The sequence below is a fragment of the Mucilaginibacter rubeus genome (genome assembly GCF_003286415.2).
Taxonomy (GTDB): Bacteria; Bacteroidota; Bacteroidia; order Sphingobacteriales; family Sphingobacteriaceae; genus Mucilaginibacter; species Mucilaginibacter rubeus_A.
In genome coordinates this window covers 1,451,805-1,474,461 of the sequence record NZ_CP043450.1, presented here as the reverse complement: position 1 = coordinate 1,474,461, position 22,657 = coordinate 1,451,805, and the positions used below count along the sequence as shown (strand labels likewise).

Below are 22,657 nucleotides of genomic sequence, written 5' to 3'. Positions count from 1 at the left end.
TAAATATAGCACTATTTGGCAAAAGCCTTATAACGCTGCATAGCTTCAACAAAGTAATAGTCGGCGTAGGTTAATGGCACATCAACCTCGGTACCTGCCGGGAAATGGCCAACGCTATGTTTCAGGATAAAACCACCATTGGTATTCAAATCGGCTTTGTATGCCGGTGCAGATAAGTTTTTGATGATGGTTTGAGCGGTATTAAAATATTCCTGACCATCTTTTTTGTCAACGTAGCGGCAAAGTTCCAATAATGCGGAAGCCATAACCGAAGCAGCAGAAGCATCACGCAAGGCATTAGGAATATTTGGGGCGTTATAATCCCAGTAAGGGATTTTATCGGCAGGCAGGTTTGGATTGGTCAGGATAAAATGAGCAATATTTTTTGCCTCTTCAAGGTATTTTTTGTCTTTGGTTTCGCGGTACATAACAGTGTAGCCATATAAGCCCCATGACTGTCCCCTTGCCCATGCCGACTCGTTAGCAAAGCCCTGAGCGGTTTTCTTTTCTTTTACAGCCCCGGTTTGCTCATCGTAATTAATTACGTGATAGGAACTAAAATCGGGGCGGAAGTGATTTTTCATAGTGGTATTGGCATGAGTAACCGCTATTTTGTAAAAGCTGGAATCGCCGGTTGCTTTTGTTGCGTAAAACAGCAGCTCCAGGTTCATCATATTATCAATGATCACCAAAAAATCATTAGCCTTTGAATTCCATGAACGGATACAACCAACTGTTGGGTTAAACCTTGTTGAAAGCGATTTGGCGCTGTTAATCAAAATCTCTTTGTATTCAGGTTTGGGCTCAAGGTGCTTTGCCGTGCCGAAACTGCAATACATCATGAAGCCAAGATCATGCGTACCTTTATTGTATTGTTCTTTTTCGAGGCCTTTCAGATTATTATTGGCCTCGGTTAAAAGCGCGGCATCCTTAGTTTGCTGGTAAATCTGTAATAATGTACCTGAGTAGAAACCGCTGCACCACCAACTGCTATTGCTTGTTTCAAACTTATCTGTAGTGGGATGATAAGTTTTCGGGAACTGCTCCGGCCCAAACTGTTTAGCCATGTACTTGTATTGTACATCTGCGTCGGCAAAGTTTTTTTTTATGGTTGCCAATACATCCTTCTGAGGTTTAAAACTATTTTGGGAAAAAGACGGAAAGCTCAGCGCTAATAAGCAAGCGGCAAGTGTCGATTTGTACAGGTGCTTAAATTTCATAGACTATAACTGGTTAATGTGCATATGCAGGGCACAATTCAGTTATAAAAGTGCAGATTTTACACGCACAAAAACAAGCAACATACGGGCATTTGGTCATATTTTTCTACTACATCGATGTAGTGAGCTGAATTTTAGAGCCGGAAAGACCTACGAAGTTTTAAAAACTTCGTAGGTCGGGGGTATAGATAAACTACTTGTTATTTCATGGAAAAAGTCTTTTCATGGTATCATTTATTTGCACAAGCGAAAAATCTCCGGCAGGGCTTGGCGCCGAATGAAGCTGCACATGCGGCCAGTCTTTAAAAGTAGTCCATAAACCACCGGCAGTTAAACCTAACTTTTTGGCTTCATCAGCATATACATGATAACCGTTTTTTCCGCCTACAAGCCTGCTCTCGCTCCATTCCTCTTTTCCATCTACTATCCATACACAATCAAGAGCCTCATTCCACTGGTGCCATGATAGCCCGGGAATTGAATTGGTAACATGCTCGCCATTATGGGGGCCTGCTTTGATAATACAATCGGCAAGAAATGCGGCCCCATGTGCCTGCAGGTCTGCTACTTTCGCGTCAATTTCGGCCTTAGTTCTGGATTGGCGCCATAGTTTTCCTTGCTCAACAGGCGTTCTCAAACCTTGTGTTGGCCGCATCTCGTAACCCGCGGCTTTGCAATTGGCTAATAATTGAACAACTTTCTCCTTGAAAGCGGGGACTAATGAATCTAATACTGACATGGTAATAGGTTTAAAGGGTAAAATTTTTATATAAATCTACACCCATTTTGTTTATCAGTCAATCCGTTAAAACACGGTATTTTACTGTCAATCAAACTTTTATTATTAATTACTACTTCATTAAAAAGCCCGTTACCATGGTTTCCATCAGAGCTGGTTGCCGGTAAAAAATGATATGGTCAGAATTTGGTATGATAGCCAATTGAGCCAATGGCAGCAGTTTATAAATGCTTACAAAACTCTCAATGGCGTTATACCTGTCGCGGTCGCCTGCGGCAACAAGTACAGGGCATTTAATGCTTTTAATTTGTTCGGGAGTTACGGCAGTTTGATTAATCCAGGCATGCTTGAGCAGTTCAACAAAATCACCCCAGCGTTCAGGTTCGGGCATGAGCTTTTTCCGCTCACGTACAAAATCGGGAATATCACGCTCGAGCGAAGCACCCGATAAACGTTTTAATTGGTCCATTTCGCCGGGGCGGTAGCTTGCGGATGAAATGTTACCGCCTGCAAATACCAGTTTCCTCACCAAATCGGGATGACGAATGGTTAAGTCAAGTGCTATCACCGCACCATCGCTAAAGCCAATTAGTGTAATACTATCCTTAGTCACCTGCCTGATCACCGTATAAGCATCATCCGACATCAGTTGATAAGTATAAGGCTGATGCCCGATCTCCGATTTGGTATGCCCGCGCGTAGCAATAGCTATCACCATAAAGTTTTTGCTTAATACCGGGATCAGATTTTCATATTCAGAGATCTCGCCATAAAGCCCGCCGTGCAGTAGCACCAGCGGCTTGCCCGTTCCGTAAGTTTCATAATAGATACGGGTACCGTCTTTCACTTTCACATAATCACCGGCAGCAGGGTTATTGCCATAAGGAATGGCTTGACCGCTTACTATCGTCGGAATAAAAAACAACAGTATCAATAAGATCTTCTTCATAGCCACATTAATCAAAAGCTTTAACAACAAGATTTTTGTAAGCACCCGACGGACAGTTACCATGCCAGTAACCTACAGCGCCACTTTTTAGAGATGGATCAAGCGCGGTATAAACCATAGCAGGCTTTACAGCACCATCAACATAAACCTCCATTTTGCTGCCCTGCACAACTACCTTTACGTGAAACCATTTATTTTGCGGAATTATAGCTTTAGCCTGGTATTTCGTTGCCTCATAATCCCACCAGTTAAATTCGGACTTTTTTTCGGGCATATACTGGATGGCATTGATAGTACCCGATGAACCAGGCCTGAAATAAACCGTTTCATAATGATGTGCATCCCGGATACGAAAAGCCAAGCCCACAAAGCCACCTTTGGGGATAGTGCAGGCTATATCCATTTCAATAACACCGTCTTTAAAATTCAAACCGGGTTTGTAGGCTAAACTGGCCGATTTGTAGTTCTGAATTTTCCGCTTGATAAGTAAGGCCTTTTGCCCGTCAAATGTGCCCAGCTCATAATCGAGCGTATCGTTTTTAGGGATGATCCATTGTTTTGGATTTACGGCTGAAAGGTCATGTACCTGGTACTTTTGCTGTGCCTGTATTTTTACAACGGCAAACAGCGTTAACATTAAGATTAACTTTTTCATGATGATTGGTTTATAATTATTGGGAGATAACAAGGTTGGCAAAATCGCCGGGAAGCCCTGACGACCACAGGCCTATAAGCCCCTTCTGGCGGTTATTCAGCTTTTTTACCTTAAGCGATGGCCAATCCGAATGATTAACATACACCGTGATATCATCGGTATTAATCACGATACGCGCATGAAACCAGGCGGTAGCCTCCGGAAATGGGTTTACCGCGTTTTCATAAACCAGCGGGTGCTCTTTGCGGAGTTTATCCCAGGGAAAATCCGGCTCACTGATGTATTGTACTGTATGCTTGCGACGTAGCGTATCTGTGGTTTGAAAATTAAAAGGACGGAAATAGATTACATCGTTGGTTGTGGTATCCACACCGTGGAAAGCTATGCCTAAAAAGCTTTGCTGAAACACATCCCTCCCACGCAAATCAACCTCAACAACACCGGTTTCAAAATCTACATTCTTAAGCCATAAAATACCATCGGTGGTTAAACCCTGTTTACTACCGTCGGTAACTTCGGTAACAATTTGGCGTGGATAAGCTTTTATCAGCTTATTTTCCTTAAGCAAGCGGTTAACATCATATGTAACTTTTTTCTGCTGGCTGTAACAAAAACTGTCGCCAAGCGTCATGCTTATTAGGGCAATTAATAAAATCTTGTTGTTCATGGTTTTTGGTTTTAACTTTAGTCAAAACTTGCAAATTGCCTTTACAATAACGCTCAAGCGACATTTCAAGTTAAGTTCAAGTTTGTTCAAAGCATTTTAAGGATCTTTTAAAACCACATTATTACCTGTAGATCAATGGAAAAGGAAAAACAATTGCTTTTGCTATGCCGGCAGCTTATTGAGCAAATGTTAAACTGGGGCGACAGCAATATTTGGGGCAATGACGACTTTGAGCAGCTGAGCCAACAAATTTTTGATAAAACCCGGGTTCAGCTTAGTGTATCAACTCTGAAACGGATCTGGGGCAAGGTGCGCTATGAAAGCTTCCCCAATGCTGCCACGCTGAATGCCCTTGCTGGTTTCCTCGATTATACCAGTTGGCGCGATTTCAGGCAGCACTACCAGGTTAACGGTGTAGTTGAACAACCTGCAGAAACCATTAGCCATGAAATTCCAATTCCTCCGGCAATCCCCCCTTCAAAACCTCATATGCGATATGTATGGTTTGGAAGTGCTGTGTTGCTGGTGCTTGGCGCGTTATTTTTCATGAGCAGCAAGCGCAATAAACCTGTTGATCCGGCTTCAATTAAGTTCAGCAGTAAAAAAGTTTCTGACGATTTGCCAAACTCGGTGGTATTTAATTACGATGCTTCAGCATTCCATTCCGACAGTGTTTTTATTCAGCAATCGTGGGATCCCAACCGACGCGAACAGGTTCCCGGAGATGGCAAACAGTTTACCTCCATTTATTATAATCCAGGCTATTTTATTGCCAAGCTCATTGTTGATGGATATGTAAAAAAAACAACATCGGTATTCATTAAAACCAAAGGCTGGAAAGGCATCCTTGATCATCAACCTATCCCCGTTTACCTATCTCCCGAAGAAATTAAAGGGCAGGGATTTATGGGGATTGACGCCAAACTGATGCAGCAAAAGTTAGGTATACCTGTTTTTAACAACACCTGGGTAAAGTTTGCCAACATCCGCGAGTTTCCGGGCATTAATGCAGATAACTTTACGATGGATTGTACTTTGCGCAATACCTCAACACCAGGCGAGTCGGCCTGCGCCAAGGCCGATCTTACAATTTTAGGTAACGGCACAGCCATTGTAATCCCGATTGTAAACAAAGGCTGTATCTCTGATATGGGTATTTTAACCGGCACAGCTTGGGTGAGCGGCAAAGATCACGACCTGAGTGCTTTTGGTACGGATATGTCGCAATTTCAAAACCTGCGCTGCACGGTAAAAGATCATTTCCTGAGGATCTACCTCAACGACAAACAGATTTTTGAATTTAAGCAAGCCGATACCATGGGGCGCATTGTAGGTATCCGGTTTGAATTTGAGGGGCCCGGCGAGGTTAAACAATATAAGCTGGAAACACCCGGAGGTGCTGTTTACGCGGAGCAGTTTTAGGAACGGCCCGTTCCCAGGGACTCAGCTACATCATAATTAAAAAACGTCATTGCGAGGTACGAAGCAATCCCAAACTTTACAGAGCGGCTCTGCTAATCGGGGATTGCTTCGTACCTCGCAATGACGTGGTTTTAAGTATTTGTTTTTAATTCATCGAATTATCCGCAACTTTAATATCATATCCCTGTACAAGCAAATCGCTTACACCTGTAGTGAAAGGTTTGATAAACTGTTCAATCTTAGCATAAGCTCCTTGTACTTCGGTATCATTTTGCGGATCAAAAACCAGCTCGTCCAGGCTGCTGATCACTTTATTATCACCATGGTGTGCGTCGGCAATTAAAAATATGCCTTTAGCATCGCTATTGTGATCGGGATGATTTGGTTCTGTTTGTGCGTTAATGGAAAACACCAATCCGTAGTCATCATCAGAGATATTTTTCAAAACAGTAATTTCCAGCACCAGGCAAAACGCGCCATTATCGCTGTAACATTGCTGCGTGTACTGGCATTTGATCAGGTCCTGAAAATCATTTTCGGCCTTTAATCTTATTTGCTCGTATAAATCAAAAACTGCTTCAAATAAATCCATAATGAGGTATTAGTCCGGTAATCCAAAACAAACATAACTATCTCCCGACTTACTTCCAATTTTTCCGCCGCCGCAAGCAATAACTACGTATTGTTTACCATCAATTGAATAAGTTGCAGGGGTGGCGTAACCAGCCGCCGGTAACTGTGCTTCCCAAACCACTTTACCAGTATGTTTATCAAAAGCACGGATCTTTTCATCCTTAGTTGCCGCTATAAATATCAAGCCGCCTTTGGTAACCACCGGGCCGCCATAGTTCTCAGTACCGGTTACCGGGATCCCTTTTTTGCTCAATTCGGCAAATTCCCCCAATGGTACTTTCCAAAGCAGCTTGCCCGATGTAAGATCAACAGCATTGAGTGTGCCCCATGGTGGCTTAATACCGGGATAGCCATCCTTATCCAAAAAGCGATTATAACCATTCATAGCATATGGCACTTCATCAAGCATTTTCTTTTCTGTGGCAGAACTCACCGCACGATTACTGGTTGGTTCTTTTACTACCTCTTTCGCTGCTTTAGCTTCTGGAATTTTAAGCAGGAATGCAAGAAGGTTTTGCTTATCCTGCACTGAGATCTGCTTAAACGATGGCATCATGTTACGGCCGCTGGCAATAATGCCACTCACCTGCTCGGCTGAGTATTTTTTGCCGATGTTTACCAATGACGGATATGATGTGCCATTCCCCTTCAATTCCGCGCCATGGCAGCCAATACAATTTGTATTATATACCACATGGCCCAATGACTGTGGCGAATGGTCGTCCGCATTGGTTTTAGGCACATCTATCATGACCTGCGCCCATGGCATTTCGGAGCAATTAACGTACAAGATCTTACTTTCAGGGTCAACAGCGGCTCCGCCCCACTCACCCCCACCATCAAAACCGGGGAAGATCCATCCTCCTTCTTTACTTGGCGGGGTAAACATGATCCGGTTTTTAACCTGGTTATATTTCGCCAGCATTTCCTGGTGCACTTCAGGTGTACGGTCGGTAACATCTTCGGGATTAAACGTTTGGCGCGCAAATGGCTGCGGTAATGTTGGGATTGGTTGTGTAGGCCAAACTTCTTCACCCGGCAGGGCCTTTGTTGGTACAGGCTTTTCCACTATCGGGAATATCGGTTTGCCATTTGTCCTGTCGAACATAAATACATAGCCATGTTTGGTGATCTGCGTAACGGCATCTATTTTTTTTCCATCTTTTACAATGGTTACCAGGTTAGGATTTGCCGGCAAATCGCGGTCCCACAAGTCGTGATGAACAAATTGGTAATACCATTTCAATTTACCTGTAGCCGCGTCAAGCGCCAATAATGAATTGGCAAACAGGTTTTGTCCCTTCCTGAAACCGCCGTAAAAATCGCCACCTACCGAGCCTGTCGGGATATAAACCATCCCCCGCTTTTCGTCCAGTGCCATGCCCGACCAGTTATTGGCCCCGCCAAACTTTTTGTAAGCAGCAGTATCCTTCCAGGTATTATATCCAACCTCGCCGGGATGTGGTATGGTATGAAAAATCCATTTTAACTTTCCCGTGCGGGTATCATAAGCACGCACATGCCCGGGTGCAGCGTCGGCAGACTCCGATACACGGTCGCCAACAATCAATACATTTTTATAAACCACGCCGGGTGTAGTACCTGCCACAAACGATTTGGTATCCCTGTCCAGGTCCTTGGTAAGATCAATATAACCACCCTTACCAAATGAACGGATGGGTGTTCCGTTTTCCGCATCAATAGCCCAGGTTTTGGCGCCTACACTGTAAAAAATGCGTTTTTCACCACCATCATCATTTTGCCAGTAAATTACACCACGGCTCACCTTATAATAAGCCATTGGGTCGCCGTTATTGGTGGTATCATCCTTTGCGGGGTCAAATAGCCATTTTTGCTCGCCTGTAGCCGCATTTAATGCAAACAGCTTTAGCTTTGGGCTGGTACCATACAAAACACCATCAACCATAATGGGGTTACACTGATTTTGGCTCCTGTTACCGGTATCCTTATCTGCAGTGCTAAAAGTCCACAGCTGTTTTAACTTACTTACATTATTTAAAGTGATCTCTTCGTTTGATGAGTACCTTATCCCCTCCTTTGATCCTGCATAAGCCGGCCAACCACTATAAGGGCTATTACTTTTATGCTGATTTTTGCAGGACGCATAAATGCCTGCCACTAAACACAGGGCTATAAAATACCGGGGCTTAATCATTTTTAAGACAATATTGGGTGTTAAACTGGTTGTTGATCAGGGTATGATACCTGCTAAATGTATGAATAAAAATTATCTTATAAACAGAAAAGAGACTGTATCATAAGCCTCTTTATTAACTTGTTCAGCCTGTAGTTTTGAAATGGATTGACTCTGCTAAAAAAGAGGGTTAACAGGGTTAACACAATTCAGGGCTAACATCCATCTATATATTTAATAATCAAGTAATTAAGTACTTACATATCAAAAAACATGTAAACACCTCTTTTGTATAAATATTTCAATTCGTAGGTAACATAACGCCAAGTGATCAAGTTGATTTGTGACACAGGCTTTTCCTACATTAAATCTCCGTTTTAAACGGACACAACATCATCCAAACAGGAAAACAACGTTTACTTTTTCACCAAACTAACCGGCTCAACTTCCTGGCTTAGCAGTTTTCCAAAAAGCTCCCAACGCTTTGCCGGTGCTTTGGCGGTGCCCCCATTTGATTCAATGTAGTTTTTCACCAGGTCCTGTCCATAGTTGTAATTGATAACGTAGCTGCGGTATTTTTTGATGAAACTGAGAGATTTCTGTGCAGTTTCATCATTCATAAGGCAATATTTTTTAAGGTATGACAATGCCTTATCCTGGCTCATGGTATTATTGATCAGCCCTCTGGCGGCTTCATTACGGGCGTAATTCAAAGTACCTTTTATAGCAAGCGCCTTGAAATACAGATCGACACCTGCGGTATCCAAACCGGCCAGCGGCAGCAATACATTTTTGGCAAACTTGATTTTATCGTCACCCGGAAATGCTACCTCGATACCGTAATTAGCACTCCCCTCAGCAATCAGCGACTGCGGACTAAACAGCGGATATAACGAGATCTCTACCCAGCCTTTATCATGGTAAAGGTTTTTCTCCAGCAGCATATTGTATACATGGTGGCCGGGATAGCTTTCATGGCTGCCAACATCAATGGCGCGATCAATAAAGATCTTCAGATCGGTGTTGATCTGTACTGTGCTTTTATAACCGCCCTTATACCAGTTATAGCCAGACCATGGCTTATTGGTCACATATTCCAGCGTAAATGTTTCGCCGGCCGGTAGCTGATAATGGGCAAGCGCGCGTTTACGCGCCTCGGCAATGGCGGCTTTTATAACCGGGTCTAATTTATCTTTCGGGATAATGAATTTATTGGCCAGCTTTTGAAACCTGTCGTTCACGTTGCCTTTACCGGGTAAAATGCTATCGAGCAGGGCTACCTGACCTTTAAAGAAATCGTCGGTGTAAACAGGTGCGGCAACACCGAATAACTCACGTGATTCTTCATCAAAAGGCCTTTCTTCACCAGAAAATATACGAATACGGCGACTAAATGCAACCAACTGATCGGCCATCCAATTGGCCCTTATTTTATTGGTATCAATTTTTGTGGTGTTGGCTACCGTACGCAGATCATTCATCAAGCTATTTGCCGATGCCAGCAAACTATCTTTAGGAAAAGTTTTAAGCGGTTCCTGCTTAGGCTTTAATGAATCTGGGCCATAATAGGCATCTACAAAATCGCCATCATATTGCCCTATGGTAAGGCCAAGCTTTACATACTCAACAGCAAGGTGATTTAGTTTCTTATTTTCGAGCTTTTGCGCCGGATCCTGACCACATGAAAACAGCAATAACAAAGGAGCAAAAAACAGTAGTTTTTTCATGGCAAATTATCTTGTGCGGTAAATGTGGCGCAAGATAACAATTCCATTTGTTATAAGCCGAATAGGAGCCGCAACGGAACCGTTGGGTAAAACCCGTTAAGGTTTCCTGAATGAATTAAGATTATACGTTACCCCTACTGCTACACCTGTAGACTGCAGTTTGATATCAGAATATCCAACACCCGAAATTGGCACTTTCATGTACGGTTGTACACTCACCCCCACCTTTGAATTTATTTTGTGCTCATACGTGGCGTTGATATTGATAATGCTCAATAAATAGCCCTTGCTATTTGGCACGGTATAAGTTTGAGGCCATGCAGCGCTGTTAGTACCGTCTGCGTAGTTATAAGTATACTTTTCGTGCAGCATCAGGTATGACGATAAGCCAGTACCAACCGATAGTTTATTACGGAAATTACCATAAACCTGGTAACCAATGTTTATAGGAATATCAAGCATTTTGCAATCGGCGGTTACATCGGTTGGATCGTGCTTAAAGGTATAAGCCGTACGGTAATTGGCAAAGCTTGTATTGTAAGGTTTTGACGAATAAACAACGCCGCTGGTGATGGTCAGCTTTTTGGTAGCACCGAATGAAAGCAATACACCATAATTGCTTCCAACCTTACCCTGGAACGAGTTTGTACCGTTTACATCAGATGATGCCAGCGCCGTAATGGCCCATTGCGGCCTGTATCCAAAGCCTTGTTTGGTTATTTTCTTGTCTGGTTTGGATGCAGATGCGATAACAGGCTGCCTGTCGATATTTGTCTTAAAATCAGGAACTGCTAAAGGCGCCGGTTGTATGTCAAGCGACAAGGCCCTGTTCGCCAGTAAACTTTCAATGGAAGCTTTATTATTTAAGGGATTAATTGAAGGATCTGTGTTTGCTATCAGCTCAGAAGGACGTGACATGATGGTATCACGTCCAACTTTCCCCTTTTTGTTTGATCCCGTAAGGGGGTGATTAGCACCAGCCACAGAAGGTGTCAAAACTGTTTGACCGGCTTTAAGATGATTATCCGTATTGCTGTTAGCTGCAACATTGTTATTTGTTGGCGATGTTGTTTTGATACTATCCGTAACCCGAGGGTGTTGCACAACGCTACCGTTGGTTGCCGGATTTGCTTTAGGAGCAAGAGGCTTCACTTTAGCCTGTTGTTGTCCTGATGTATTACTGTCCTGCGTATTAGGTTTAAAAAACAACCAGCCTAAAAACAGCAATAGCATGGCCGCTATACCGCTTGCAAGCGGTAACCAATAAACAATTCCACGGCGTTTTTTGCCCTGATCAAGCATTTGCTCAAGCGCATCCCAGTCATCCTCGTTAAACGCCCGATGATTTGCAGGATCTTCCAGCTGCTTCTTAAAAATGTTATCTAAATCCTCTTCGCTTTTCATCCTCTGATACCATTATTAAAAAAAGTGCTTCTTACATCTATACCTATACCATTATAGGCCACAATCGGGTTAAAATCCATACCCCTGTTGTAATTGGTTTTATCAGCAGTTTCCTCTGCTTTTAATATCATTTGTTTTAGTTTATGCCTTGCCTTGTGCAAATTTGACTTAGATGTTCCCGGACTAATGTTCAGCATCTCACCTATCTCTTCGTGCGAGTATCCGTCTATTGCAAAAAGGTTAAATACTGTACGATAAGCCTGCGGCAACTGTTGCACCATCGCCAGCAGATCTTCGTAATTTAAATTTTTATCGGTAAGGTCGCCCTCGCTCACGTTTTCTGCCTTCTCCAGGTCTTCGGTGTAAGCCATTTTTAAATTGGCCCGATAGTAATCAATAGAAACATTCATCATGATCCTACCAATCCAGGCTTTAAACGGCCTTGAAGTATCAAACCTGTTTATGTGGGTAAACACCTTCATAAAACCCTGATTCATAACCTCCGCAGCCTCATCGCGGTTGCCTGCATAACGCAGACAAATCCCCATAGAAAACCCATAAAACGCTTTATAGAGCATTTTCTGACTTTTTCTGTCCTGCTTTACGCAGCCATTGATCAGTTGATGTAACTCTTCTTCGCCCATATGGGGTTTTATAAACTCAGAATGAAACGCATAAATTTAACCTAATCTACGCACATCACGGCAACTAATATTAAAAGGTTGCCTCCCAAATAAAATATTTTTATTTTTTCTCATAACCGGGCAAAACAATGTTCAATTTTCACATATAAGAGGGTTAGTTATACAAAATATGTACAAGTTAATGTATACCAAATAAATGCTTACTAATAATTATATTTTTGATAATGAAGGCAACTGGTACAAATGTTTACTGCGTAATGTTCATGTATTGAAAATCCCCGGCTGTTTTTAAAGGCCTTTTATGAGAATCGAAATAAATCCAAACTTCCCGGTTAACAATTGTAAAATATGCGGGACACGCCCGGTAGTTGAACAAACCAAAGACCGCTGGACCATACTATGCCCCCGCCTCACCTGCAAAAATGCTGTTTCTGACAGGCTGCTTAACGTAACCGAATGGAATAAGCAAAATCCGTAATATTTTTTTGTTTGTTTAATTCAAGGCAACCATACACGGTACATGTACGATATATCTTAATAAAGGGCCGTAACAGATCCTTTATAATATATACTACTAATACTACTGCTGCATGGTACCAGTGTCTGTTGTGATCATTACTAAAAACGAAGCCGCCTTAATTGAGGATTGTATAAAAATGGCCCGTTTAATAACCGATGATATTGTTGTGGTTGATAATGACAGTACCGACGGCACCCCGCTCATAGCGTCGGGTTACGGATGCCGGGTATTTCAAAAAAGCTGGGCAGGATATGGGGCAAATAAAAACAAAGGCATAGCACTGTCCCGCTATAACTGGATCTTAAGTATTGATGCCGATGAAGTGCCCGATGCCGACCTTGTTAAAGCACTCCATAATCTAAACTTTGATAAAGCAAATGTTGTTTACGACATCAAATTCAAATCGTATTTTGGTAAAAAGCTCATCCGTTTTGGTAATTGGGGAAATGATCACCATCTCCGTTTATTTAACCGCTCATTAGTAAAATGGGGCGAAACTGAAGTCCACGAAACATTGCTTTTACCACCCGATGCCGAAATTAAAAGTATAGCAGGCCATATCCATCATCACTCCGTAACTGATATTGAAGACTTTAAACGTAAAGCCATTCTTTATGCTCAATTAAGCGCGGCTAAATATTACAAAGCCGGTAAAAAGGCAACGTTTATTAAACTGTATTTTTCGCCCGCTTTTGGCTTTTTACGTAATTACATTATCAGGCTTGGTTTCTTGGATGGTGCCGAAGGCCTGGCCATAGCGCGCGTTATTTATAAAAATACGCGCCTTAAGTATGTGTATCTGAAACAATATAAAGAGCTGCCTCAAAAACAAAACGACTACCGTAATGAACTGGTTATAGAACAGGTTTAGTTAGCACCTCCTGATAAAACAGCAGCGTTTGCTTCGCCACTATATCAATATCAAAATATCGTTTTACTTTTTCATTGCCTGCGGAGGCAAGTTTCAGCCGTTTTTCAGGATCATTAAGCAGTGTAATTATTGCTGATGCTAATTGCTCTACATGATCAGGATCTATCAACATGCCGTTGATATCGTCATCAACCAACTCCGGGCCGGATGTACGGTTTGAATTGATCACGGCCGTACCACAGGCCATAGCTTCCAATGGGGCTAATGCAAAGGCCTCGGCATATGAAGGGAATACGGCGGCTGCCGATTTAGTCAGATAGCCATAAAGCTCATCCTTATTAACATGGCCTTTGAATACAACACTGTTTTTTGCATGCTCCTGTAAAAAAGCAGTCACTTTTACCATAGGGCCTTTTCCGAGTATTAATAATCGCGCGTCCGGAATTTCGTTTGCAACTATATTCCAGGCTTTTGCCAGTTGAAAAACGCCTTTCTTTTGAACAAGGCTGCCCGTAAACACCACCTGTTTATTATCACGCTCCGCATCATTCATAACCACGATATTCGTATCAATGCCATTATACAACACCTTAATGGGTTTGCCGTACGATAGATAAACAGCACTTTTGCCGGCAGTAAAGGCACTTGCACTGCTTACAGCGGCTGCTCCATTTAAAATATCCTGCTCCATTTTCAAAACATGGGGGGCTACCGTTTTTCCAGCCTCGCTGTTAAAATAGGTAATAGAGCCATTCAGCTTAACAACCACGGGGACAGGCAACTTTGGGAATGACACGTATGAATTACAAAACCGGATATAATCATTATAGTCGGGCATTTCAACAATGTCTATTTGCCGGGTTTTGATGATTTGCTCGAGTTTTTTTTGATAGGCTGCCAAACTCCTTTTAATATCCCGCTCGGTTATACCGGTATCCAATAATACCCTGTTAACCAGTCGTGCGCTTAGGCCCTGCTGGTTTTCAAATAACCTGCCATCTATTCCCCAGCGATACCTGAAAACCTTTACACCTTCATCTTCAAATTCATCAACACCTCCGTATCCGCGGCTGTATAGTCCGGCAATTATGACTTTGTGCCCCAGCTTTGCCATATGCCTGGCTATAAGCTGTACATAGGTGCCAATGCCACCATGCGGACCGGGAGGATATTCATCGCACAGGTATAAAATGTTCATTGCGCCAGGAATTTTTTACTATTTTGAATAGTGTGTCTGCTTAATTGCCTCGATACCACAGCAATTACCAGGTAAAAAGCTATCCCCAATAAAAGCCTTAACAAAAAATGTATGTTTATGGAGGATGTAATAAACCAGCCAGCCAAAGCAGTAGGAAACAGTATTATAAATGGGCGCAGACTGATATGCATAACATGTTTATTTACCAGCCGGTAATAAAGCGCTGCCTGCAATAAATTGGTAATTAAAAATGCCACGGCTGAACCTATACCATTAAACAACGGGATCAATACCAGGTTAAGGCCGATGTTTGTTACGGCGCAGCTTAAGGTAACAGAAGATACCGCTTTATACTTTTTAACACTAAAACTAAGCGACCAAAGCAGGTTGATAAAAAACTGCAAAGGTATGCACAATGATAGGATCAGGAACTCGGGGGCATTGGTAGCGCCGTATTTCCCTCCGGTTATCATGCCAACTACGGGTGTCCAAAGTGTATTAAAAACAAGCGGGAGCAGCATAGCCAATAACAGTTCGGCGGTATTAAAGGCGTTTACTTGTTCTTGTAATTTGGCAGATGGTTTTGAAGCCATCAATCGTGATAAACGCGGTAAGATAACGGGAGCTATAATAAGCATGGGCAGCCGGGTAAGTTCATAAGCGCGGTAAGCAAAGCTATAATCGGCTAAAACTGCTTTACTTGCCATAAAACCCAGCAACAACCAATCCATGCGCGAAAGGCTCATATCAAATATTACAGATACGTATTGTGCGGCAGACTCGCTCAGTAACTTCTTATAAGCCTGAAATCGAAATTTAAAACTAAAGCCTGTGTTGGTGATAACATAAATGAACAATGCCAGTAATTCGGCCCCGGCGGTGCATATCATTACCATGATGATGGAATGAACCTGTAGCTGATGGACGGCTACGAGATAAAAGGCACCACAAACTCTTAAGCTATTGCTTATAATGGCGATAACGCCATAAGGCGTAAATTTTTCTTTAGCGTTTAGAAACTGCTTTAGCGGAATGCCCAAAAAAAGCAAGCCCTGCGCCATGAAAAACCAGGGCAATAGCTGATAAATATCGCCGTGCAGCACCAAGCTGAGCAGCCATAAAATAAGAAGCGCTGCAAAAAAAGCGGCCAGCGAATGGAATAGAAATGCCGCCGCCGCCCAATCAGACCGTTGCGAGGCCGCTATACGACGGATCACCACCTGCTCCAATCCAAAACCAAGTATTGTAGTGATGAATATAGACATGGCGTTCATCCAGCTGATGATGCCAAAACTGTCCTTACTCAGGTAAACAGAAATAACATAGAAAAAGATACTGCCAAGCACTTGCAGGGCAAGTGCCTGCAAACCCGACGAAAAAAAACTGATGAACGCTTTACTTCTGAGCAATGTCTTGTAGTGTTTATACCCTTATACTATTGTTTTTACCGGCCGGTTGCCTGTAACATTTTTATATGCCGGTTAAATATCTGCATATATCGGCACAATGCCGAGGCAACCATTCCTTTTTTTGACACGTAACTATTTAAACAAAACAATCACGAACGGGCCTGCAAAACCGGGAATAGACATCAATAAATACAAGAGGAATAATGACAATCAGCTTGCCGGGTTTTGATATTAAAAAATGGAAAAATTATGCCGATTGGCGGATGTTGATCTTCCTGTTGCTTTTTATCAACGTTCATATTCCATTTAAAATAGTCGCGCTCCTTTTTGTTTACATAAGCCGGTTTAATTTTCAATTTGGCTTTAAGCTACGTAACTCAAGGCTTCCGTTATTTTATCTGCTCGTTTTCCCAATAGCCATTATTGCTGCAATAGTCAACAAAAACTTTATCAACCTGTATTATATACCCGTTTTTGGATGGGCATTGATATGTTGGGCACTGGCCTTGCTGGCTATTCACCAGGTTAAGCTTATGGTTGATGGATCCGATACCGAAACCATTTACCGAACACTGATCATCTTTTTCATTATAAACGCTGTTTTTTCGGCCGCCAACCTGGGGCATATCATGTGGATCACCAAAAGCATTAACCCCTATGCCTATATGGGGATGCACCAGCGTTACTTTATAAATACCGGCGATGATGTTATGGGTATCAGCTTTGATATATCATCAACTAATGCCGTTCTGTGTGCCTTTGGTGTGTTTTACTTTATCTATAAACGCAATCTGGCCATGATGATCGTGTGTATGAGCACACTGGTGCTTACCTACAGTAACCTGATCAGTATTTTGTTCCTGCTTACCCTCGCATTTATATTCATTTTCAAAACTACACGCAATCAAAAAAGTATGATCGTGGTGGCGTTGATGATCTACATCGTTTCCATGGCCAAAATATCGCCGCAAAATGGTAAATACCTTAACGAAGTTACTGCAAGCGCCTTACGTGAAAATCGCCCGGAAAAGCAAACAGCGACTATGAGCGATGCAACCTCTCGCACAACCAATGTATTGAGCAGAGACGAACGTCGCAGAAAATTCGCTCAAAATTACCTGGATAGCCTGAGCACCATTAAAGCCCGCCAGGAAAAGCTGAACGAGCTTGATAAAAAAATTAAAGGTTTACCACTTACTGATTACGGCCGACTGTACATTCCTGAACCTAACACTCATTTTGCCGAGTTTTATAATACCGGCGAGATGACGCCTGACAGACAGCAATTGCTTGACTGCATAGCTATCCATCGGGATCAATTGCCACTTTGCCATGTTGAACCATTCCTGCCTGCGCTGCCCGGTAAAATCACCGGCACCGTACAAACATTTGATTACCTGGTTGCACATCCACTGAAAAGTATAGCCGGTTTAGGGCCGGGAAATTTTTCATCTAAGATAGCTTTCAGGGCCGCAGGTGCAGGTATCAGGGGTGACTACCCCAAAAACTATATTTATATCAACCCGGCGTTCATGCACAACCATCTTGATTTGTATCTGAGCTTCTTCAGCAAGAATGCGGAGTTCCGTTCGGTACGCAATAACCCCTACTCTACTTACGACCAAATACTGAGTGAGTATGGCATCCTCGGATTACTGGCCCTCATCATTTTCTATATCGGCTTTTTTGCACGGAACTATAAAAAACTAAACTATGGATTGCCCATACTAATGATGGTAGCGGGCATATTTTTTCTTGATTACTGGTTCGAGCAACTCTCGGTACTGGTAGTTTTTGAGCTCATGCTATTCCTCAATATAAAAGAAACCACTTCATCTGATTTGAAAACAAAAACTACAGTGCAGGAGGAGCTGGCTTATGCATAACCCTCAAATTACTGTTTTAATGCCGGCCTATAATGCCGGTAAATATATCCGCGAAGCTATTACGTCGGTACTTGAGCAATCGTTTACCGATTTTGAACTGCTCATTGTAAACGACGGATCAACTGATGATACACTGGATATCATCCAATCATTTAACGATGAGCGCATAGTGGTTTTAAACCAGGAAAACAAGGGAGTAGCCGCAGCCTTAAATACAGGCTTACGCCATGCACGAGCCCCTTATATTGCCCGTTTTGATGCTGATGACGTATGTTATCCCTACCGTCTGCAGGTTCAATATGATTTCATCACTTCGCACCCATATTACAGCATTATAGGTTCGGGCGTTGACTATACCGATGTGCGCGGCGACCTGATATTCACCTGGCAACCAGATGCTTTGAGCCACAATGAAATCCGTCAGCTTAGCTATAAAATTTGCCCTTTTATCCACTCAAGCGTGTTTTATAAGCGCGATGTTATTTTAAACGCAGGCGGCTATAACGAATTGGCCTACACATTTGAAGACCACTTTTTATGGGCAGGTATCCTCAAACACGAAAAAGCCTTTAATCTTAATCAGCCACTCATTAAAGTGAGGCTCAATGCCGAGTCTATCACCATTGATGAAAAATGGCGCACAGGCAAATTCAGGCAGATCAAATACAATACGCTGCGTAAGCATAGCATCACAGAAGCTGAAGGAAAGCAACTATCCGAAATCGGTATAAAGCAATTATCTCCACGCATTAAAAAAGGCGCTTATTATGCGCTGATAGGCAAAAAATACCTGTGGAATAATTACCAGCCGGAAAAGGCAAGAAAAAACCTGATCAAAACATTATCCATCAGTCCGCTGCATATTAAAAATTACTTTTTACTGCTGATGACATTTTTGCCCGAGCGTACACTGATCAGGTTATATCATTTGGCCAAAGGTAGCTTCCGCTTAGAAGAGACGGAACTGCCAACCGCTGTTTTAAATCAAAAGGAGTTGAACTATGGCAGCTAAAAAGATAAAATTGTTTGTTGATGCACACTCCTTTGATAAAGAATTTCAGGGCGCGCAGACTTTTATACGTGAGCTATATAATCACTTGCTGGCCGAGCGCCCGGACATAGATATTTATATCGGCGCACGCGATACAGATAACATTCGTAAACAGTTTCCGTTGCTGCCGCCGCAAAACATATTGCCTTATAAGAACCGGGGGATAAACATTCTGCGTTTTATTTTTGATATACCGGCATACATCAAAAAATACAAGTTTGATTTTGCCCACTTTCAATATATCAGCCCTAAAAAAATAGCGGGCTGCCAATATATTGTGACCATGCATGATATGCTTTTTAATGATTTCAGAAAGGATTTCCCAATTCTGTTTAGCATACCACGCAACTATCTTTTTGGCCGGAGCATTAAAAATGCCGATATAAAAACCACTGTATCTGAGTATTCCAAAAGCCGTATTTGTGATTATTACCAGATTCCCGCGGATGAAATGCACATCATCCAAAATGGGGTAAGCAACTCGCTGTTGCAATACCAGGCCTCAAAGCAAGAGGCTGAGGATTGGGTAGCAAAGAAATTCGGCATCAGCAATTTTATCCTGTATACCAGCCGTATTGAGCCGCGCAAAAACCATCTCTTATTGCTTCAGAAATATTTAAGCCTGAAGTTATATGAAAAAGGTATCAGCCTGGTGTTCATCGGTAAGGCATCAATATATACCCCTGGGCTAAACGAGCTCATCAAAAGCCTCACTGCCGAGCAAAAGCAATTTTTCAGGTGGATACCACAGGCAGAGCAGGCTGATTTGGCAGCATTTTATCGCGCCTGCAGGTTGTTTGTATATCCTTCAAAAGCCGAAGGTTTCGGCATCCCGCCGCTTGAAGCGGCCATTTGCGGTGCACCAGTGTTGTGCTCGTCAGAAACAGCGATGAAGAACTTTAACTTCTTCGCGCCATATGCTTTCAATCCAGCCAATCAAGCCGACTTTGAGCAAAAACTGGCATTTGCTGTTGAGCAGCCTCCCGGCTACGCCTTTACCAAGCGAGTAGCGGAGCACGTTGCTCATCAGTACCACTGGGAAAAAAGCAGTATCATATTTTACAATTTATTACAAGCAAACTTTCATTGTCATGAAACTAAAAATAGCGATTTTAGGAACGCGGGGCATCCCGAACTACTATGGCGGGTTTGAGCATATTTCAGAATATGTATCGGCAGGTTTGGTAAAAAAGGGCCACTCGGTTACCGTTTATAATTCGCACAATCACCCTTACAAAGCTGATACCTGGAACGGTGTCAACATTGTTCACTGCTACGATCCTGAGTATCTTATAGGTACTGCCGGACAATTTGCGTATGATTTTAATTGTCTTATGGATGCCCGCAAACGCAAGTTTGATGTAGTACTGCTTATGGGCTATACCAGTAGTTCGGTTTGGGGGCACCTTTATCCACCAAACAGTGTCATCATCACCAATATGGATGGCCTGGAATGGAAACGCTCCAAATACTCAAAACCAGTGCAAAAGTTTTTGAAGTATGCCGAAAAGCTGGCCGTAAAACACAGCCAATATTATATCTCCGATTCAAGGGTGATCAGATCTTATCTTAAGGATAAGTATGAGGTTGAGAGCCGCTATATCCCTTATGGTGCCGATCTGTTTTCGGAACAGGAGCGTGAGCAATTTGATAAAAGCGAAGTGCTTAAGGAAGATTACTTTTTACTGATGGCCCGCATGGAGCCGGAAAACAATATCGAAACCATTTTGGAGGGTTTTAATAGCAGTTCATCAAAGAAGAGCTTCATGGTTTTGGGCGACACCAGTAACCGTTTTGGTAAATTCATTACACATCGCTTTAAAAACGACGACCGGATCCAGTTTAAAGGGGCAAATTTTGACAACTCGGTGGTACGCGCACTACAGAACAACAGTTACCTGTATTTCCACGGGCATAGCGTAGGTGGCACTAATCCTTCTTTACTTGAAGCCATGGCCAGCGAAGCGCTCATAGCCGCGCATAATAACCCCTTCAACAAAGCTGTACTTAACTCAGATGCGTTTTATTTCGATAACGCGAATGAGGTTCGGCACCTGGTTGAGAACGTACAGCGTAAGGATCCCGAACGCGAAATGGTAAAGAATAACCTTCACAAAATTCAATACCAGTTTAACTGGGAAATGGTGATCAACGACTACGAAGATTTTATACTGGAATGCTACCGCAATCAACATGAAAAACCTGCTAAAGCCTGATGATACGCTGAATAACAGGATCAGCTATTACCTGCTGATGCTATTGCTACTGAGCCTGCCGTTCAATATGTTTTACAGCCACCTGTTGTTAATAGGCCTGGCACTGCATACTATTATACAAATCCGTAAAATCACGATAAAGCCATTATTAACAACCGTAAACTTTGCTTTAGCTGCTGTTTTTTTAGTGACACTGATCAGCACCATTTACAGCACCAATAAACCGCAGGCTTTTACAGAAGTTGGCAGGCAGGTTACCATTTTGCTTATCCCACTGATATTTTGCTTTAATCCGCTCGATATAATAAAGTACCGGAACAACCTGTTACTAATATTTTCGGTAGGATGTACGGTTACCATCGCGTATCTTTTTTTGCAGGCGCTTATTACTATCAGGTATTATCATTTACCGCTCAAAGCTCTGGTATCTCCTGCCTTTACCAATCATAATTTTTCTGAGCCGTTGGAGATCCACGCTACTTTTTTTTCCATGCAGATAGCGATTGCGTTGGTATATCTTTTGTATATTTTTATAAAGGAGAATTCTCCGAAGTTTAAGGTATTTTATTTACTGTGCAGTTGCTTGTTGGCAGCGGGCATTATCCAGCTTAGCTCAAAATCGATATTTGCAGGGATAGTGATTATCCTGACCGTGTTTATACCATGGTTTATGTTGAGGGGACGGATACGCTTAAAATATGTAACGATAGTTACGTCATTATTGATTGTAGTAATAGCAGGCATTTTTACCACGCGTGCCTTTCGTGAAAGATACGTGACCGAGCTCAGGAAAGACCTCAGCAAATCTGCCGGTGCCCAACTCACCGACCCGAGGCTGGCGCGCTGGAGTGTAGCTATGAGCGTAGGTGCCCAATCGCCGGTTATAGGTCATGGGGCTGGTACCGAAGTTGGTTTACTTAAAGATCCTTTTTTTGATCATCAGTTTTACCGATCCTACCTCACTGGGCTAAATTCGCACAACCAATTCATTAGTTTCTTTATTAAATCGGGAATTACAGGCTTGCTTATTTACCTGTTTGTACTTGCATTCGGCATCAGGGTAGCCATTGCAAAACGCGACCTGTTACTGATGGCCTTTATGATTGTCGTAACCAGCGTTTCCTTGTCCGAAAACTTCTTAGATGTAGATAAGGGAATCTTTTTTTATAGCGTATTTTTCTCATTATTAATATTTTCCGCAAGTATTCGGCCAGCTGAAAATCAAGCGAAAAATATTGTGTAACTACTTTGTTAACAGGCAACCATAGCCGCAAACGGTACGTCATCATTA

Annotated in this window: 20 protein-coding genes; 8 read left to right on the top strand and 12 right to left on the bottom strand. The window is 42.5% G+C overall.

The features are described from left to right. Positions 1-11: 11 nt before the first annotated feature. From DEO27_RS06045 to DEO27_RS06025, 5 genes are all read right to left on the bottom strand, one after another. A complete protein-coding gene (locus tag DEO27_RS06045) occupies positions 12-1,220 on the bottom strand; it encodes a glycoside hydrolase family 88 protein (RefSeq protein WP_112572114.1) in 1,209 nt (402 codons plus the stop codon). A gap of 205 nt (positions 1,221-1,425) precedes the next feature. Then, positions 1,426-1,959, bottom strand: coding sequence for a M15 family metallopeptidase (locus DEO27_RS06040; protein ID WP_112572116.1), 534 nt, complete (start codon positions 1,957-1,959; stop codon positions 1,426-1,428). Positions 1,960-2,071: 112 nt separating this feature from the next. Further along, positions 2,072-2,908, bottom strand: a complete 837-nt coding sequence (locus DEO27_RS06035) for an alpha/beta fold hydrolase (protein ID WP_190295336.1) — start codon at positions 2,906-2,908, stop codon at positions 2,072-2,074. Between the two features lie 7 nt (positions 2,909-2,915). Beyond that, positions 2,916-3,563 (bottom strand): LamG domain-containing protein, encoded by a 648-nt coding sequence (locus DEO27_RS06030; protein ID WP_146750046.1) that lies wholly within the window; start codon positions 3,561-3,563, stop codon positions 2,916-2,918. 16 nt (positions 3,564-3,579) lie between these two features. Continuing rightward, complete coding sequence (locus DEO27_RS06025) at positions 3,580-4,230, bottom strand: hypothetical protein (protein ID WP_112572122.1); 651 nt, start codon at positions 4,228-4,230, stop codon at positions 3,580-3,582. A 135-nt stretch (positions 4,231-4,365) separates the two neighbouring features. Between DEO27_RS06025 and DEO27_RS06020 the strand changes: the two genes are divergently transcribed. Next, on the top strand, positions 4,366-5,652 hold the full coding sequence (locus tag DEO27_RS06020; protein ID WP_112572124.1) for a hypothetical protein: 1,287 nt from the start codon (positions 4,366-4,368) through the stop codon (positions 5,650-5,652). 145 nt (positions 5,653-5,797) lie between these two features. Here the strand turns inward: DEO27_RS06020 and DEO27_RS06015 are convergent, their stop codons facing one another. The 5 genes from DEO27_RS06015 to DEO27_RS05995 all read right to left on the bottom strand — a co-directional run bounded on the left by DEO27_RS06015 (position 5,798) and on the right by DEO27_RS05995 (position 12,215). Beyond that, on the bottom strand, positions 5,798-6,244 hold the full coding sequence (locus DEO27_RS06015) for a hypothetical protein (protein WP_112572126.1): 447 nt from the start codon (positions 6,242-6,244) through the stop codon (positions 5,798-5,800). A gap of 9 nt (positions 6,245-6,253) precedes the next feature. Continuing rightward, complete coding sequence (locus DEO27_RS06010; protein WP_112572128.1) at positions 6,254-8,461, bottom strand: PQQ-binding-like beta-propeller repeat protein; 2,208 nt, start codon at positions 8,459-8,461, stop codon at positions 6,254-6,256. A 395-nt stretch (positions 8,462-8,856) separates the two neighbouring features. Then, on the bottom strand, positions 8,857-10,167 hold the full coding sequence (locus tag DEO27_RS06005) for a hypothetical protein (protein ID WP_112572130.1): 1,311 nt from the start codon (positions 10,165-10,167) through the stop codon (positions 8,857-8,859). Positions 10,168-10,263: 96 nt separating this feature from the next. Then, on the bottom strand, positions 10,264-11,571 hold the full coding sequence (locus DEO27_RS06000; RefSeq protein WP_112572132.1) for a hypothetical protein: 1,308 nt from the start codon (positions 11,569-11,571) through the stop codon (positions 10,264-10,266). Further along, positions 11,568-12,215 carry an RNA polymerase sigma factor gene (locus tag DEO27_RS05995; protein ID WP_112572134.1) on the bottom strand — a complete coding sequence of 216 codons (648 nt, stop codon included), beginning with the start codon at positions 12,213-12,215 and terminating at the stop codon, positions 11,568-11,570. The genes DEO27_RS06000 and DEO27_RS05995 overlap by 4 nt, the downstream gene beginning before the upstream one ends. A gap of 301 nt (positions 12,216-12,516) precedes the next feature. Here DEO27_RS05995 and DEO27_RS31340 point away from each other — a divergent pair, with 301 nt between their 5' ends. Together DEO27_RS31340 and DEO27_RS05990 are read left to right on the top strand one after the other, a co-directional pair. Further along, a complete protein-coding gene (locus DEO27_RS31340; protein WP_190295335.1) occupies positions 12,517-12,693 on the top strand; it encodes a hypothetical protein in 177 nt (58 codons plus the stop codon). A gap of 112 nt (positions 12,694-12,805) precedes the next feature. Next, positions 12,806-13,606 carry a glycosyltransferase family 2 protein gene (locus tag DEO27_RS05990; RefSeq protein WP_112572136.1) on the top strand — a complete coding sequence of 267 codons (801 nt, stop codon included), beginning with the start codon at positions 12,806-12,808 and terminating at the stop codon, positions 13,604-13,606. Here DEO27_RS05990 and DEO27_RS05985 read toward each other — a convergent pair. Both DEO27_RS05985 and DEO27_RS05980 read right to left on the bottom strand, forming a co-directional pair. After that, entirely contained in the window at positions 13,590-14,804 is a 1,215-nt protein-coding gene (locus DEO27_RS05985; protein WP_112572138.1) for a glycosyltransferase family 4 protein, read from the bottom strand. The genes DEO27_RS05990 and DEO27_RS05985 overlap by 17 nt on opposite strands. Further along, the gene (locus DEO27_RS05980; RefSeq protein WP_112572140.1) at positions 14,801-16,213 is read right to left on the bottom strand and encodes an oligosaccharide flippase family protein; all 1,413 of its coding nucleotides are present in this window, start codon (positions 16,211-16,213) and stop codon (positions 14,801-14,803) included. The genes DEO27_RS05985 and DEO27_RS05980 overlap by 4 nt, the downstream gene beginning before the upstream one ends. 203 nt (positions 16,214-16,416) lie before the next feature. On the opposite strand from DEO27_RS05980, the gene DEO27_RS05975 reads away from it, so the two are divergent. The 5 genes from DEO27_RS05975 to DEO27_RS05955 are packed head-to-tail and all read left to right on the top strand — an operon-like array spanning position 16,417 to position 22,609. Next, entirely contained in the window at positions 16,417-18,099 is a 1,683-nt protein-coding gene (locus DEO27_RS05975) for a hypothetical protein (RefSeq protein ID WP_112572142.1), read from the top strand. Beyond that, positions 18,092-19,111: a glycosyltransferase gene (locus DEO27_RS05970; RefSeq protein WP_112572144.1), complete on the top strand. Its 1,020-nt coding sequence runs from the start codon at positions 18,092-18,094 to the stop codon at positions 19,109-19,111. Before DEO27_RS05975 ends, DEO27_RS05970 begins: the two co-directional genes overlap by 8 nt. Then, positions 19,101-20,303 carry a glycosyltransferase family 4 protein gene (locus DEO27_RS05965; RefSeq protein ID WP_112572146.1) on the top strand — a complete coding sequence of 401 codons (1,203 nt, stop codon included), beginning with the start codon at positions 19,101-19,103 and terminating at the stop codon, positions 20,301-20,303. The genes DEO27_RS05970 and DEO27_RS05965 overlap by 11 nt, the downstream gene beginning before the upstream one ends. Continuing rightward, positions 20,242-21,366, top strand: coding sequence for a DUF1972 domain-containing protein (locus DEO27_RS05960; RefSeq protein WP_112572148.1), 1,125 nt, complete (start codon positions 20,242-20,244; stop codon positions 21,364-21,366). Before DEO27_RS05965 ends, DEO27_RS05960 begins: the two co-directional genes overlap by 62 nt. After that, entirely contained in the window at positions 21,344-22,609 is a 1,266-nt protein-coding gene (locus tag DEO27_RS05955; protein WP_112572150.1) for an O-antigen ligase family protein, read from the top strand. Before DEO27_RS05960 ends, DEO27_RS05955 begins: the two co-directional genes overlap by 23 nt. The last annotated feature ends 48 nt before the right edge of the window (positions 22,610-22,657 follow it).